Here is a 14,929-nt window from a genome sequence, read left to right on the forward strand (position 1 = left end):
GTTGAGCCGGGCAGCGCGGGCGCCGTGCTCACCTTCCCCGACGGGCCGGCCACTCTCGACGCGCTCGTCGCGTGCTTCGGGCTCACGCCCTTCGAACGTGACGTCGTTCTCCTCGCCGCCGCCGCGGAGCTGGACCCCACCACCGGCAGCCGCTGCGCCGCCGCGTGCGGCGACCCGGAACGGGCGCATCCGACCTTCTCGCTCGCCCTCGCCGCGCTCGCCGACGCGCACTGGAGCGCACTGACCCCCGTCGCGCCACTGCGCCGCTGGCGGCTTGTCGAGCTGGACGACGAGACCCGGCTGACCACCTCCCGGCTCCGCCTCGACGAGCGGATCCTGCACTTCCTGGTCGGCTCGCCGTATCTGGACGCCCGGCTGCACGGGCTCCTGCGCCGTACCAGCGTGCCGGACACCCTCCCCTCCTCGTACGACCTGGCCGCGAGCCGGGTCGCCGCCGGCTGGACGGGGGCCGGCCGGAGCGCCCCGCTCCGGGTCGAGCTGGTCGGCGGCGATCTGCGTTCCCGCGCCGACATCGCCGCAGCGGCCGCCCGCCGTTCCGGTCTCGGTCTGTACTCGATGGCCGCCGAGGACGTCCCCACCGACCCCGCCGAGCGCGACCGCCTCGCCCGGCTCTGGCAGCGCGAGGCGATCCTGCTGCCGGCGGCGCTCCTGGTGGAGGTCGGGGACCTGGAGCGCGAACAGGCCGCCGCCACGGACGCGTTCCTCGAAAGCGCCGCCGTACCCCTCGTCGTATCCAGTCCCGATCCGCGGCAGACCGCGCGGCAACGCGGCGAGCGGGTCACCGTACCGGCCCTCGACACCGACGAACAGCTGGGGGTGTGGGCGGACGCCTTCGAGGACGTACCGGAGGTGTCCGAGGAGGACCTCCGTGATCTCGTCGCGCAGTTCTCGCTGCCGCCGCATCTGATCCGCTGCGCCGGCGCGGCCGTCGTACGGGACCTGCCGGACGAGAACGAGCTGGACGCCACCGGACTGGCGTGGAAGGCGGGGCTCACCGAGGCCCGGATGGGCATGGACGAACTGGGCCGGCGGATCGAACCGCAGGCGTCGTGGGGCGATCTGGTGCTCGCGGAGCGGCAGTTGAAGATCCTGCGGGAGATCGTCGCGCATGTACGGCAGCGGTCCACCGTCTACCAGGAATGGGGCTTCGCGGCGACGCTGCGCCGCGGCCTCGGCGTCACCGCGCTCTTCGCCGGCGGCTCCGGCACCGGAAAGACCCTCGCCGCCGAGGTGATGGCGAGGGAGCTGGGGCTGGACCTGTTCATCATCGACCTGTCCCAGGTGGTCAGCAAGTACATCGGTGAGACGGAGAAGAACCTGCGAAAGGTCTTCGACGCCGCCGAACGCGGCGGAGCGCTACTGCTGTTCGACGAGGCGGACGCGCTGTTCGGCAAGCGCAGCGAGGTCAAGGACAGCCATGACCGGTACGCGAACCTCGAGGTCAGCTATCTGCTGATGCGGATGGAGGCGTACCGGGGTCTGGCGATCCTCACGACCAACATGAAGCAGGCCCTGGACACGGCGTTCATGCGCCGTATCCGCTTCGTCGTCGACTTCCCCTTCCCCGGCGAGAGCGAGCGCGCCGAGATCTGGCGGCGTGTGCTGCCCGCGCAGGCCCCGATGAAGGGCGTCGATCCGGAGCTGCTGGCACGGCTGACCGTGGCGGGCGGCTCGATCCGCAACATCGCGCTGTCCGGCGCCTTCCTCGCCGCGGAGGAGGGCGACCGGCTCCAGATGCGGCACATGCTGGAGGCGGCGCGCACCGAATACCTCAAGCTGGACCGCTCCTTGACACCCTCGGAGGTCCACGGATGGGTCTGAACGAGGTGCCCCGCACGGCGCCTGGCGCATCTGACGTACGTACCGTACGCGTCGACATCGGCGAACTGGTGCTGGACGGCTTCGAACGGCTGGACCCGGACCGGGTGTCGGCCGCCTTCCAGGCCGAGCTGGCCCGGCTCGTACGGGAGCGGGGCGTGCCGCTGGCCGCGGACGGCGGCCGGGCCCTGGACGCGCTGTCCGGGCTGCCGCCGCTGCCCGCCACGACCTCACCGGGGCGGCTCGGCGAGGCGCTCGCGCGCGCGGTCCACGCAGGACTTTCGGGACGGGGTGAGTCGCGATGAGTACGTCCCATGCCTCGGCCCAGGACGCCCAGGCGGCGCAGGCCGAACGGCGCCGCAAGCGCAAGGAGCGGGCCAAGTCCCGTACCCCGGAGCCGAAGAACATCGTCAGCGGCGCCGGTCAGCCGCTCGATTTGAGCGTACGACGGGAGCTGGAGGAGCAGCTCGGGCACGACTTCAGCCAGGTCCGCCTGCACACCGACCGGGACGCGGGCGCGCTCACGGAGATGCTGGGCGCGGACGCGGTCGCGGTCGGCCAGGACATCTTCTTCCGCGAGGGCGCGTACCGGCCGGGCACGGCGGACGGGCAGCGGCTGCTCGCACACGAACTGCTGCACACAGTGCAGAACCCGCACGGTCTGGGCGCGCTGCGCGCGGGGCGGGACGTGGGGGCGGTGTCGCTGCCGCAGCAGGCGATGGAGCGCGAGGCGGAGTCGGCGGCGCAGGATCTCGTACGGGACGGCCTCGCAAGGGACGGGGAGACCGCGGCCGACGTGGCACCGGGTCAGGCGACGCCGGGCTGGCTGCGGTACGCCACCGTGGACGCCGACCGCAGGCGTCTGGAGGAGATGGACCCCGCGACGCTGCTCGACCGAATGGCGAACGGTGTCCTGCGCTCCCTGCGCGGCGACCCGCAGGACCTGTCCAAGCGCGTACGTACGCAACTCGCCCGCCTCTCCGAGGAGATGCAGGACGCCGTACTGGACCGGCTGGAGCTCCGGCTGCTCAGCGCGGAGCACGAGCACCTGATCGAACTGGTGGAAGAGACCGAGGCGGCGGGCCTGCACGGGCAGGACCCGTCGGCGACGCCCGAGGCGCTTCCCGACGCCCTTGAGCTGCTGGAAGAGGATCGGGACCGGGCACGCCTCACCCAGGCGAACAGTGAAGCCGCAGCTCTTACGGAAAGGGAGCGGCCACGCACGGACACTGACCGGCGCGAGGAGGAGACGCCCCGGGACACTGAAGGCGCTCCCGCTCCCGACGAGCACCAGGGTTCTTCGCCCGGCGGCGGTGGAACGCCGGACTCTTCGCGAGCGCCCGGGTCCACCCACCAGAACTCCACGCAGAGCAGCGGCGCCACCCAGGCCAAGGCCGCTGCCGCGACGGCACCCGGGAGCAGCTCCGCTTCCCGGAGCGGGCAATCCCGGAGCGGGCAGGAGAAGGGCGGCAGCGAGCGGACCAGCGGGAAGGCGGCCGCGGAGACACCGGCTTCCGGCAAGGAGTCAGCGGCCGACCAGAAGCGCCCCGCCGCCGAGTCCGCGGCCGTCGGGCAGCAGTCGGCCAAGGAGGACAAGCGGGGGGACAGCGACAGGAAGAGTGCCGGTGTCGAGCCCGGAGCGCTGCTGAAGACCGCCGACCTCGGCGCCAGGAGCACCCTGGACGGCAAGCGCCTCCAGGACGAGGAGGCTGCGGACGAGGACCCGTTCAGCCTGGAGGCGGGCCTGGAGGGCGACTTCCGGGACCTCGGCGAGGAGGACCCCGAGCACGAGGACAGCGCCTGGGACGTCGAGTTGCAGGCCGAGGACTTCGTACCGGAGTCCGACCTCGACGTCTCCGGCGTACCGACCGCGGACGGGATCGCTCCGGGCTCGGACGCACAGCAGCAGCTGCCTTCCTTCCCCTCGCCGCCCCCCACCAAGGCCGAACAGGTCCAGGCGCAGCGCGAGGAGGAGGACGCGCGGGATGCCGGGCCGGACACCGATGAGTTCACGTCGCCCGTCCCCACCGGTGACGGCGCGGCGGTTTCGCCCGTCGCGCAGGGCGGGGCCGGGAACCGTGGGGCATCGTTCCTCCGGGACGCGAAGCCGGTGGACCAGGAGCTCGCCCCGGCACCCGGTGCTGGGCGCATGTCGGCACCCGAAGTCACCAGCCCTGCGAAGAGCGGTCCGGAGCCGGAGGCTGCCACGGACGAGCGCGAGCCGTCCGGAACGGAGGACAAGCAGGCCGAGCCGGAGCAGGTGACGCGGGAGCCGGATCGTGCTGCGGAACAGCGGCAGACGGAGCGGGCCGCGGCGTCCAGCGGCAGTTCGCCGACGTCCGGTTCGCCGGACTCGCAGACCACGGCCTCGTCCGGCACTACCACCGCGTCGTCCGGCACAACCGCCTCGTCCGCCCCTGCGACCGGCCAGGCGACCGGGGCACAGTCCTCGCCCGCCGGTGACACCGCTCCAGCCGGACATGGCGGGGCCACGGAACAGGCAGCCGGCTCCTCCCCTGCCTCCGACGGCAACGCGTCCGGTACGGGCGGGGGCAACGAAGCCTCCGGCTCAGGTGGTTCATCGGCCCCCGCTCCGGCCGCGGCAGCCGCCGCTCCGGCTCGTACCCCGGCCCCGGCCCGCCCCCGGTCGACCGGACCGGCGCCCCGTACCAGGGGCGGCGGTGGAGGAACCCGCCGCGCCTCGGGCGGCGGAGGCGGAGGCGGAGGTGCACGCGCCGCAGCGCCGTCGAAGGCCAAGTCGGCAGCCGGTGCGCCGAATCTGTCGCAGGTGTCGCCGGAGGCCGGTCTGAGTACGGCCGCACAGCTGAAGCCGCACCGGGCCCTTGAGGCACTGGGCGGGGTGAACGGCGCGGTCGACCGGAGCGTGGGCCAGGAGCACCAGGCGCTGCGAAGCGCGCCGCCCACCATGGAACGGCCCGCAGGTGCACCGCAGACCCTGCACGGCGCGCCGACGACGTCCGCCCCGGGCGAGTACTCCGGTGATCCGGCCGCCAAGGTCGACTCTCCGGAGCAGGAAGAGGCGAAGGTCGAGGGTGACAAGGCCCCGGAGGGCGAGATTCCGGGGATGGACATCGAGGAGCCGAGCACGCTCGAAGGGCTGCTGGCGGGCGGAGCCCAGCTCGTCGTGGGCGCGATCAACGGCATCGCGAGCGCATTCGGGGCGGACGAGGACGTCATCGACTCCGAGGCCGTGGTCCGGTGGATTCTCGACCTGCCGACCGAGGACGAGATGCTCGCCAAGGCCTCCGTGGGCATGGCGCCCGGCGTGGGCATGGAGGGCGAGACCGGCGGGCGCGCCGACGAGCAGGGCACGGAGGTCGACAACAAGGGCCGGCAGCTGCACTCGCAGGGGCAGTCGGACGCCGCGCGCCCGCTGGGTGAGGACCAGGTCTACCCCGACGTGCCGCAGGAGACGCTCACTTCGAAAGTGCCGGGCGCGCGGGGACAGGGCGGCGGCGCCGGGGGCGCTGCTGCTGCGGCGGGCCGCATACCCCCGGAGGCCGTGTCCGAGGTGGCCGAGCACGAGCGCGGTCCTCAGCTCCAGGCCGCGTACAGCGACGGCCAGAAGACCATGTCCGCCAAGCGGCAGGTCAAGGACCGGGACACCCAGACGTCGCGGCAGCGCCACAAGGAGCAGGTCCGGACCGAGATCGACACCAACACCAGGGCGCAGGCCACGGAGCGCGAGAAGACGAAGCTCGAGGTGGCACGGCAGCGCCAGGAGTGGCGGACCGAGCAGGACACGGAGCTCAACGGCCTCGGCACAAAGAAGTCCGACAAGATCCAGAAGCTCCGTCAGGAGGTGACGGACAGGGAGAAGCAGACCGACGAGAAGGTCGAGGGGCGCCGGAAGACCAACGAACAGGGCATCGGGACAGAGACCAAGAACGCGCAGGACAAGGCGGTCAGGGAGCGCGACACTGCCAAGAACAACGCCGGAAGCTGGCTCTCCGAGGCGTTCGACTGGATCCGCAAGAAGCTCATCGAGCTCAAGAACGCCATCATCGAAGCCTTCCGCCTGGCCCGCGAGGCCGTCGTCAAGCTGATCACCGACTTCAAGGGCACGGTGCTCGGCTGGATCAACGACGCACGCAAGTTCATCGTCGAGAAGTTCAAGCAGTTCACCGAGGCCCTGATCCAGCTGGCCAAGGACCTCCTCGACGCGATCCTCAAGATCGCGACCCGCATCCGCAACCTCATCATCCGTATCCGCGACGCGGCGATCGCCCTGGTCAACCGGATCGCCAACGAGCTCAAGCGGATGCTCAACGGACTGCTCAACAGGATCGCGAAGATCCTCAGCGACATTCTCGACGCCCTCAAGGAGGGCCTGCGTCTGGCGGTACAGGCCGTGATGGCCGCCGTCAAGGCCATCATGGACTTCGCCCTGGGCCTGCTCAACGCGCTGGGCGAGTGGGCGATGATCGCAGCCGACATCATCATGGATCCCGGCGCATGGCTCAGCGGCGCCGCCGCCTCGGCGGAGGACGGCGCACGGAACCATCTGTTCCGCGAAGTCACCTCGGCGGTCAAGAACTGGTTCAACGAGAAGATCCAGGAAGTCCTCGGCCTCCCCAAGCAGATCTTCGACGCCCTGCTCAACGGCGGGGTGAGCAAGGAGCAGATGGCGAAGGAGGCATGGGACGCGGCGCTTCCCCAACTGCCCGTCATCATCGGCGAGGTCGTGGTCACAAAGATCATCGCCAAGCTGATCCCCGGCGCGGGGTGGGTCATGGCCGTCATCGACGCGCTGAAGTCCGCGTGGGGTGCGCTGAGCGAAATCCTCAAGGCCTTCGGCGCCTTCATGGACTACCTGAAGGCCGTCAAGGGCGGCAACGCGGGCGTGCTCTTCGCCAAGGCCGTGGCCTCGGGCGTGGTGGCGCTGCTGGAGCTGGCGTACGAGGCGCTGCTCAGCGGCATCGGCAAGTACGTGAAGAAGGTCGGCGACCGACTGCGTGGGGTGGCCGCGAAACTCAGGAAGCCCGGGGCGAAGGACCCCGCCAGGCCGGACCAGTCCGACAAGCCGACCACGCCCAACGCCCCTGGGGCCCCCAAGGACCCGACCCGTCCGAACCCGCCGGACCGGCCTCAGGCGACGGAGCAGCCGAAGGCGGGCGCGGGTGCGTCGAACCGGCCGGACAAGAAGAAGGAGGCCGAACAGGCCCAGCAGAAGACCAAGCAGGCCAACGACGAGCTGAAGACCCCGAAGCGCCCCTCTCGGCCGACGCGTCCGGCCCGCCCCCGCCCCACCCGGGCCCCGGCCCGGCCCGCCGCGCGGCGCGACACCCCAGCTCCGCGTCCGGACACCCGCAGGCCGGACAGGACCCCGGACAACCGTCGCACCAACGACCGGGACCAGGACCGGACCCGTCCGCGTCGTGAGACGGAAGGCACGAAGCCGTCCCCGCGCCGGCGTGATCCCTCACCGGAACGCCGCGCGAACGACCGCGCGCGGCAGACGGTCAAGTCGGCCCAGGACCGCAACCGCCGTGCCCGGCGCGACCTGGACCGCAACAACGACCGCGACAACAGGCGCCGCCGCGACCTGGACAACAACGACCGCCGGATGCGGGACGCGTACAGGCGGCGGAGGGATCTGCTGCGGGATCAGCAGAAGCGGCGGGAGGAGCAGAAGCGGCGGCAAAGGGACGAGCGGCGCAGGAAGGAGAACTCGGAGGAGTCGAAGCAGGATCGTCTCGCACGCATCGTCGCGCGGATCAGGCCCAAGCTTCGCACCCTTCTCAGGAGAGGTATCCAGCAGAGGTCTATGCGCTCGCTTCTTTCCGCCATGCGCGCGTGGTATCGCCTTACTCAGCTGCTCGACTCCGGTGCCCCGTCGTTCTCGATCAGGGCCGTCCTCAATCCTTCGGCCGACGCGGCCCGTGGCCGGGCCAGAACTCCGGAGCAAATTCTCGCTGAAGACCCTGCAGCAACGCCCGAGCAGATCCTCGCTGGCTCCGAAGCCAGGGCCACGGGAATCGACGAGTGGATCCTCTACTACGACCCCGATTCCGCCGAATCCCTCAGGGCGGGCCTCAGTAGGATCCTGGCCGTGCAGCGACATGCCGCTTTGCGAGGAATGCGACCGGATCAACGGCGGGGTGAAGAACAAGGTGTCTACATCGACGCCCGGGCGCGCCCGCGGGCGGACGACGGCAGGACCCGGACCCCGTCACGGCCCAGCAGCGCCGACAGGAGCCCTCGCGAGGCAACGGTGGAACGTCCGGCGCTCCCACCGGGGAGACAGCGGCGGACCATGTCGGCCATGTTGCGTGCCCACGGCGGGAATCGCGGAACGGCTGGCGAGAAATACGTGCAGCAAGAGCTTCGCTCCGGAAAGGAGCAGCAGGTCGAGCGAGTGAATACGACGTCCCCTGACTACGCGGGAGAGTACCCGGTCGAGCCGACCGAGGGCGGGAAGAACGTCCGCGACCGAAAAGTCGACCTCAAGGACCGGTATGGTGAACGCGAGCAACTGATCGAGGTGAAGAACTACCAGAGGTACAACAGCAACTACAAAGAAATGAAGAACGGGAGAGAAGTCACCAGAGAGCTCTTCGTCCCACTGGAGGGAGAGAAGAGAGAGCCCGGCTGGAGCGGCCGTCCGGTCACCCGGGATCAGATCAGCAAGGACTGGCGTATAAAGAGGAACAAACAGCGCGCGGGCGTCAAGGTGGACGTGATCTGGGTCTTTCCTGACGCGCACCCATCCCCTGCCCTGAGGGCAGCATTGGCTGGCGCCGGATTCACCATTGTGGTGCTCTCCTAAGAAAGGTTGGAAGTGACCTCCGACAGGGACAGGCTATGCGCAGAAAGAGTGCGCGACCTCACCGAGTGGGAACGCGGCATGGAAGCCGACGTCGTAAACCTCGCCGAGGTGATGGAGTTTCAGCCGACAGAAGAATTGCTCGACGACCCGCGAACGGGCCTCGCCACGCTTGATTCCCTGATCGAACACGAGGACATCAAGGAAATCAGCCCGGAAGACGCCACATGGATCACATCTCATCTGCTCGCCTATGTCGCCGTGTACTTGATCAAGAAATTCAAAGGACGCTGGATCGTGGATACCGATCGCGAGTCATCCAGCTACGCCCGATATTTGGTTGAGTTGCCCGCGCCTCGCGGCGGTGACAGCGTACGCATCGATGTCGCCCAGGAAGTTCACGACTTCCTCCACGAGCCAATGGGTCGGAGCCTTCTGCAACTTGTCATCAGGCTGGAGGGAAAGGTTGCTCCCTAAGCGTCTGAGCAAAGGAATATTCTGGCCCTGGGACGTGAGAGTGGAGCCCATCGGAGATCTGCCACGGGAAAGGCGAAGCGAACCACTAGCAGAAACCGCGCGAATCATCCTGGACGAATTCGGAGCAACCGACTCATGACCCGCTACGCAGACATCCCCAAACCCATCCGCTCCGGCATCGTCGTCGTCGACCCCGAACGCGGCACCCCCCAGCGCATCATCGCCCTCCAGTTCAACCCCGACACCCTCGAACGCTCCCTCGCCCCCCAGGCCGCCGGAGGCAGCGGCGACGCCGGCGGCGGAGGAAGCGGAGGCGGAGACCGGAATGAAGCGCTACGCCTGAAGGGGCCCGCGCAGGAGACCTGGAAGTTCACCGCCGAGATCGACGCCACCGATCAGTTCGAGGTCGCCGCTCCCGACGGGATCCACCCGCAGCTCGCGACGCTCGAGATGCTCGTGCATCCGACCACCGCTCAGCTGCGCGAGGCGTCCCAGCGGACCAAGAAGGGCACGATCGAGATCAGCCCGATCGAGATGCCGCTGACCCTCTTCACCTGGGGGAGCAAGCGCGTCATGCCCGTGCGGCTGACGGAGCTGTCGATCAATGAGTCGGCGTTCGACGTCAACCTCAACCCGATCAGGGCGAGCCTGAGCATCGGGATGAAGGTGCTGTCGGTCAGCGATCTGCCGGCGGGGCACCGCGGTGCCGATCTGTATCTCGCGCATCTGGCGCAGAAGGAGCGGCTCGCCGCGTCCGCAAGGGGCGGGCGGCTGGCCGAACTTGGACTGGGACGGGGGTTGTAAGGCGTGATCGAGCCCTACGAAAGTGCGTTGGACGCGATACCGGGATCGCACCCCTACCCCCGCACGAGCCGGTACCACGACGCCGAGATCGGGGTGCACACGCAGCCCGACGGGACCGAAGTGCGGTACACCAAGCGGCGGTTGCTGCCGCCGCTGCCCGCCGCCGAGGACACCGCACCGCACACCGTCAGCGGCGGCGAGCGCCCGGACCACCTCGGGCAGCGGTACTTCGGCGACCCCGGGCAGTGGTGGCAGATCGCGGACGCCAATCCCGTACTCGACCCGCAGGAGCTGACCGTCGAACCGGGGCGGGAGATCCGGGTACCCCTGCCGGGTGGATTCCATGGCTGATGAGACGCCGGTCGGGAACGGACCCGTTCATCTCACCCTGCACATGGGCCCCAGGCTCACCCGTCCCGTCCCCGCCGAGGTGGCCGAGGCGCTGTTATCCGCGCAGATCACCATGACCGCCGGGGAGCGGAGTGGGTTCCAGCTGGCGTTCGACCTCACCAAACGAGGGTTGATCACGGATCGGCTGCTGCCCGACGGGTACTTCGACCCCAAGACCCGGGTCATCGTCACGACCTCGATCAAGGGGACGTCGACCGTGGTCCTCGACGGTCTCATCGTGCGTCAGGAGGTGGGGGCGAGCAACGTCCCCGGCCAGAGCACCCTCACCGTCACGGGCGAGGACCTGACCCTCCTCATGGATCTCGAGGAGCGGACCGACCGGTACCCGAATCTGCCCCCCTCGGAGCGGGTGAGAAGGATTCTGGCGAAGTACGCCGAGTACGGCATCACTCCGCGGGTCGTGCCGGAGCAGGTCCATCAGCCGCCGCGCGAGCAGCTGCGCGTCGAGTACCAGACCGGGACCGATCTGCAGTATATGAACGAGCTTGCCAGAGCGAACGGCTACACCTTCTATCTCGAGCCCGGGCCCGGGCACCAGCAGTCCTTCGCCTATTGGGGGCCCGAGCGGCGGCTGGGCACGCGGCAGCACGCGCTCAACGTCAACATGGACGTCAACTCCACCGTCGACCAGCTCACGTTCGCATACGACGGGACGGCACGCGAGGAGCCGCAGGCGCGCTGGCAGGACCCCCGGACGCGGGACTCGCAGCTGCTGCCCCAGCCCGACATCAATCCGCTGCGCCCGCCGCTGGGCAAACGGGCCACGCCCGCTCTCAAGCGAAGGACGCTCTCCGGAACCGCGAAAAGGGCCCCGGAACAGGCCCAGGCCGAACTTCTGGCCAGGGCCGCGACTTCCGCCGACGCGATCTCCGGCTCCGGCTCGCTGGACGTCAACCGGCACGGATACGTGCTCCAGCCGCGCGAGCTGGTCGGGGTGCGCGGCAGCGGACGGACGTACGACGGCGACTACTACGTCAAATCCGTCACCCACAACATCAGGCCCGGCTCGTACCAGCAGAATTTCACGCTTTCCCGTGAGGGCCTCATCGCCCGCAGCGGCACCGTACGACCGTAGGGACCAGGAGAACTTTGCATGGCTGCAGGACCGAACAACCGGTTTCTCGGCAAGTTCCGGGGCCAGGTGGTGAACAACCAGGATCCGCTGAGGATCGGCCGCGTCACGGTCAAGGTGCCGGATGTGCTGGGCGACGAGCCGTCCACATGGGCCCTGCCCTGCCTGCCGTTCACCGGGCGCGACTCCGGGCACTACGCGGTCCCGGCGGAAGGGGCCGGCGTATGGGTGGAGTTCGAGCAGGGGGACCCGAGCTACCCCATCTGGACGGGGTGTTGGTACGGACACGAGTCCGAGGTGCCGCAGGACGCGCTGGCGGGTCCTCCGACGCACCAGAACGTCGTGATCCAGACCTCCGACAAGCACAAGCTGGTGATGGGAGACGTGCCCGGCGGCAATGGAATCCGGCTCCAGGCCGCAACAGGAGCGTACGTACAGATCGACGAGAAGGGCGTGACCATCGCCAACGGCCAGGGAGCGTCGGTCGTGCTGAGCGGCAATGAGGTCAATATCAACGAGGGCCGGTTGATCGTGCCCAAGAAGCCTTAGCCAGGAAACGGGGAGAATCGTGTTGTCCGGGAATCTCGTGAACGGCGGTACCTCGATCCGCTGTCCGCACGGCGGCCGGGTCGTGCCCGCCTCCACCTCGTCGTCCGGAGTGCGGATCGACGGCCATCTCGTGCCGACCGCCGCCGATGTCTTCACTGTCAGCGGCTGCGGGCACACGGTCGACGGAGTGCCGCATCCATGCGCCACCGTGCGCTGGACGCCTGACCGCGGCGGTGTGCTGGTCGACGGCTCGCCGGTGCTGCTCGACAGTTCGTCCGCGCTCTGCTTCAGCGCCGCGCTGGTGCCACAGGGCCCGCCCGTCGTCACGACCGTGGCACGGGGGGTGGCCTCCCGATGAGGACCGTACGCACCGATATCGCCTTTCCGTACCGGACGGACCGGCGCGGGCGCACCGCGCACGCCGCGTACGACGAGCATGTGCGCGACCTGGTCGAGCAGTTGCTGTTCACCAGCCCGGGCGAGCGCGTGATGCGCCCCGACTTCGGCTGCGGTCTGCTCGATCTGGTCTTCACGCCCAACAGCCCGGAGCTGGCGTCCGCACTCGAGTTGTCGGTGCAGGCCTCGCTGCAGCGCTGGCTGGGTGAACTGATCGAGGTGGAGGACCTGGACGTGGTGAGCGAGGAGAACGTGGTCCGGGTGTATCTGCGCTATGTGGTGCGCTCCACCGGGAGCCGGCGCGACGAGGTGTTCGAGGGGAGTGGACCGGCGTGAGCGAATCCACCACGGAGTTGGTCTGCCGTGCGGACGGCAGGCGGGCGAAGGTACGCGCCGCGCGGCTCGGAGGGGTGGACGCCGTCGAGGTCGGTGACGAAGGGCTGACGCTCACGGTCACCTTTCTCGGCAAGGCGCCCGACGGGCTCTGCCCGGAGAACGTACGTATCGACGGCGGCCGCCGGATCACCGGTATCGAGGCCGTCGAGGTGTCCGTCGAACGCGAGGAGGACCCGGAGCTCGACGACAGGCTCTTCGTCACGCTCGACCGCACCGGGGACACGTCCCGCTACCGGCTCTCCGTCGTCGACACCGATCCGTACGGAAGGCCGGGGACGGAACCCTTCCCCGGCTTCGACCAGCGGTACTTCTCGGCCGAGTTCGCCTTCCGTCCCGACTGTCCGACCCCCTTCGACTGCAAGGACGAGGAGCCGGACTGCCCGCCGGCGCACGCCGCCCCCGCGCCCGTCATCGACTACACGGCTCGCGACTACGACACGATCCGCACGCTGATCCTGGACCGGCTGGCGCTCACCGCGCCGGGCTGGGTCGAGCGCAATGCCGCCGATCTCGGCACGACGCTCGTCGAGCTGCTCGCCCACACCGCCGACCGGATCAGCTATCAGCAGGACGCGGTCGCCACGGAGGCCTACCTCGACACGGCTCGCCGCCGGGTGTCCGTACGCCGGCATGTCCGGCTCATCGACTACCCGATGCACGACGGGGTCAACGCCCGCGCGTTCGTCACGGTCGAGACCGTGCGGGAACTGACCCTCCTCCCCGGCACGTTCCGCTTCGCGGCGGTGGATGTGCGCAGGCTGGGCCCGCGCGATCGGCCGGAGATCGGCACCGTCGTCGATGAACGCGATCTGGCCGTGCTGGACGAGCGCGGTTCGGTGGAGGTCTTCGAGCCGGTCGTGGCCGAGGAGCCGTTGGTACTGCGCCCCGCGCACAACAGCATCCGTTTCTGGACCTGGGGCGACGAGGTGTGCTCGCTGCCCAAGGGGGCCACCGCGGCGACGCTGCGGGACGAGTGGGCGGACGAGCATTGCTCGGTGCGGGCACTGGAGCTGTCGCCGGGCGATCTGCTGCTGATCGAGGAGGTGCGCGGGGCGCGCTCCGGGACGCCCGGCGACGCGGATCCGGCGCATCGGCAGGCCGTACGTCTCACGTCCGTCACTCCGGTCGTGGACCGGCTGGCCGATCAGCCGGTGCTCGAGGTCACCTGGGCGCGGGAGGACGCGCTTGCCTTCCCTGTCTGTCTCTCCACGCGTGCCGGACGGGGCTGCGAGCCCGTCGAGGACGTCAGCGTGGCGCGCGGCAATGTCGTACTCGTCGACCACGGCCGGTCGCTGACCTTCTGCGGCGCCTCCGCGGACACGGTGACCGTGCCGCCCGCGCCGGCTGTCCTCGGGTCCTGCGATCCGTCGGGTTTCGGCTGCTGGGACGGTGACCAGGGCAATGCCGTGGCCGATCTGATCAACGCCCGGCTCGATCAGACACGGCACGGCCGGCTGCTGACCGCCGATCACGTACGGGAGCTCTTCACCGTCGTCGGCGAGGACGAGACGGCCCGTGCGGGTCTCGGTCTGGAACTCGCGGGCCGGCGGCGCGAGAAGGTCGTCCCGGGCACCGCGTACGACCAGGCCGAGGCGCTCGGGACGCTGCTGGCGCAGGTCGTCTACCCGGGCATCGCCCCGCGCTTCCGGCCGGTGCTGGAGCGCTGCCCCGTCGTCCAGTCCGTGCCCTTCCCCGAGCCGCGCCATGTCTCGGCAGGCCAGTCCGAGCGGCTGGCGGCAATTCCGGGCAGGGTCAGGGGGCGCCTGGTGGAGCTGTGGCGCAGCGCCCGCGACTTCGACGGGCTCACCGAGCCGGAGATCACCGAGCTGACCGTGCTGTTCGGGCTACGGGTGCTGGAGCGCCTGGAGCTGCGCCGCCACCCGGTGCGTGCGCTGCGCGAGCTGCTGCACCGCAGTGAGCGGCTGCTGGCCGCGAAGCTGCGCCGGCTCGATGTGCTGACGGCCCGGGCGCGTGCCGGTGCGGTGCTCGACGGGTCCATCGCCTGGGAGATCGCCCACAGTTGGGGTCCCGAGTACGCGGCCGGGCTGCATCCGGGCGAGCCCGTGCTGCGGGGTCCCGCCGCGGCCCTCGTCCAGGATCCACGGTCCGCGCTGCCGGCGGTCACGGTCGTGGACGGCGACGGCGACGGCGACGGCGACGGCGACGGGACATGGACGCCGAAGCGCGATCTGCTGGAC

At 69.9% G+C, this 14,929-nt stretch carries 11 protein-coding genes; all 11 read left to right on the top strand.

Translation table 11 applies throughout. The features are described 5' to 3' along the window. Nucleotides 1-1,842 (top strand): ATP-binding protein (locus tag ACWGI8_RS24495; protein WP_453663955.1); only part of this gene is annotated, 1,842 nt, incomplete at its 5' end. Next, complete coding sequence (locus tag ACWGI8_RS24500) at nt 1,833-2,144, top strand: hypothetical protein (RefSeq protein ID WP_453663957.1); 312 nt, start codon at nt 1,833-1,835, stop codon at nt 2,142-2,144. The genes ACWGI8_RS24495 and ACWGI8_RS24500, both read left to right, overlap by 10 nt. Further along, complete coding sequence (locus tag ACWGI8_RS24505; protein ID WP_453663959.1) at nt 2,141-8,629, top strand: eCIS core domain-containing protein; 6,489 nt, start codon at nt 2,141-2,143, stop codon at nt 8,627-8,629. The genes ACWGI8_RS24500 and ACWGI8_RS24505 overlap by 4 nt, the downstream gene beginning before the upstream one ends. Before the next feature lie 48 nt (nt 8,630-8,677). Then, the gene (locus tag ACWGI8_RS24510; RefSeq protein ID WP_453663960.1) at nt 8,678-9,103 is read left to right on the top strand and encodes a hypothetical protein; all 426 of its coding nucleotides are present in this window, start codon (nt 8,678-8,680) and stop codon (nt 9,101-9,103) included. A 135-nt stretch (nt 9,104-9,238) separates the two neighbouring features. After that, a complete protein-coding gene (locus ACWGI8_RS24515) occupies nt 9,239-9,907 on the top strand; it encodes a hypothetical protein (RefSeq protein WP_453663961.1) in 669 nt (222 codons plus the stop codon). 3 nt (nt 9,908-9,910) lie between these two features. After that, nucleotides 9,911-10,258, top strand: a complete 348-nt coding sequence (locus tag ACWGI8_RS24520) for a hypothetical protein (protein ID WP_453663962.1) — start codon at nt 9,911-9,913, stop codon at nt 10,256-10,258. Then, complete coding sequence (locus ACWGI8_RS24525; RefSeq protein WP_453663963.1) at nt 10,251-11,393, top strand: hypothetical protein; 1,143 nt, start codon at nt 10,251-10,253, stop codon at nt 11,391-11,393. The genes ACWGI8_RS24520 and ACWGI8_RS24525 overlap by 8 nt, the downstream gene beginning before the upstream one ends. A gap of 18 nt (nt 11,394-11,411) precedes the next feature. Beyond that, entirely contained in the window at nt 11,412-11,939 is a 528-nt protein-coding gene (locus tag ACWGI8_RS24530; protein WP_453663964.1) for a phage baseplate assembly protein V, read from the top strand. A gap of 19 nt (nt 11,940-11,958) precedes the next feature. Continuing rightward, entirely contained in the window at nt 11,959-12,297 is a 339-nt protein-coding gene (locus ACWGI8_RS24535; protein WP_453663965.1) for a hypothetical protein, read from the top strand. After that, complete coding sequence (locus ACWGI8_RS24540; RefSeq protein WP_453663966.1) at nt 12,294-12,671, top strand: GPW/gp25 family protein; 378 nt, start codon at nt 12,294-12,296, stop codon at nt 12,669-12,671. Before ACWGI8_RS24535 ends, ACWGI8_RS24540 begins: the two co-directional genes overlap by 4 nt. After that, on the top strand, nt 12,668-14,929 hold a 2,262-nt coding region (locus ACWGI8_RS24545), incomplete at its 3' end, for a putative baseplate assembly protein (RefSeq protein ID WP_453663967.1). The genes ACWGI8_RS24540 and ACWGI8_RS24545, both read left to right, overlap by 4 nt.

The organism is Streptomyces sp. NPDC054841 (genome assembly GCF_053611045.1).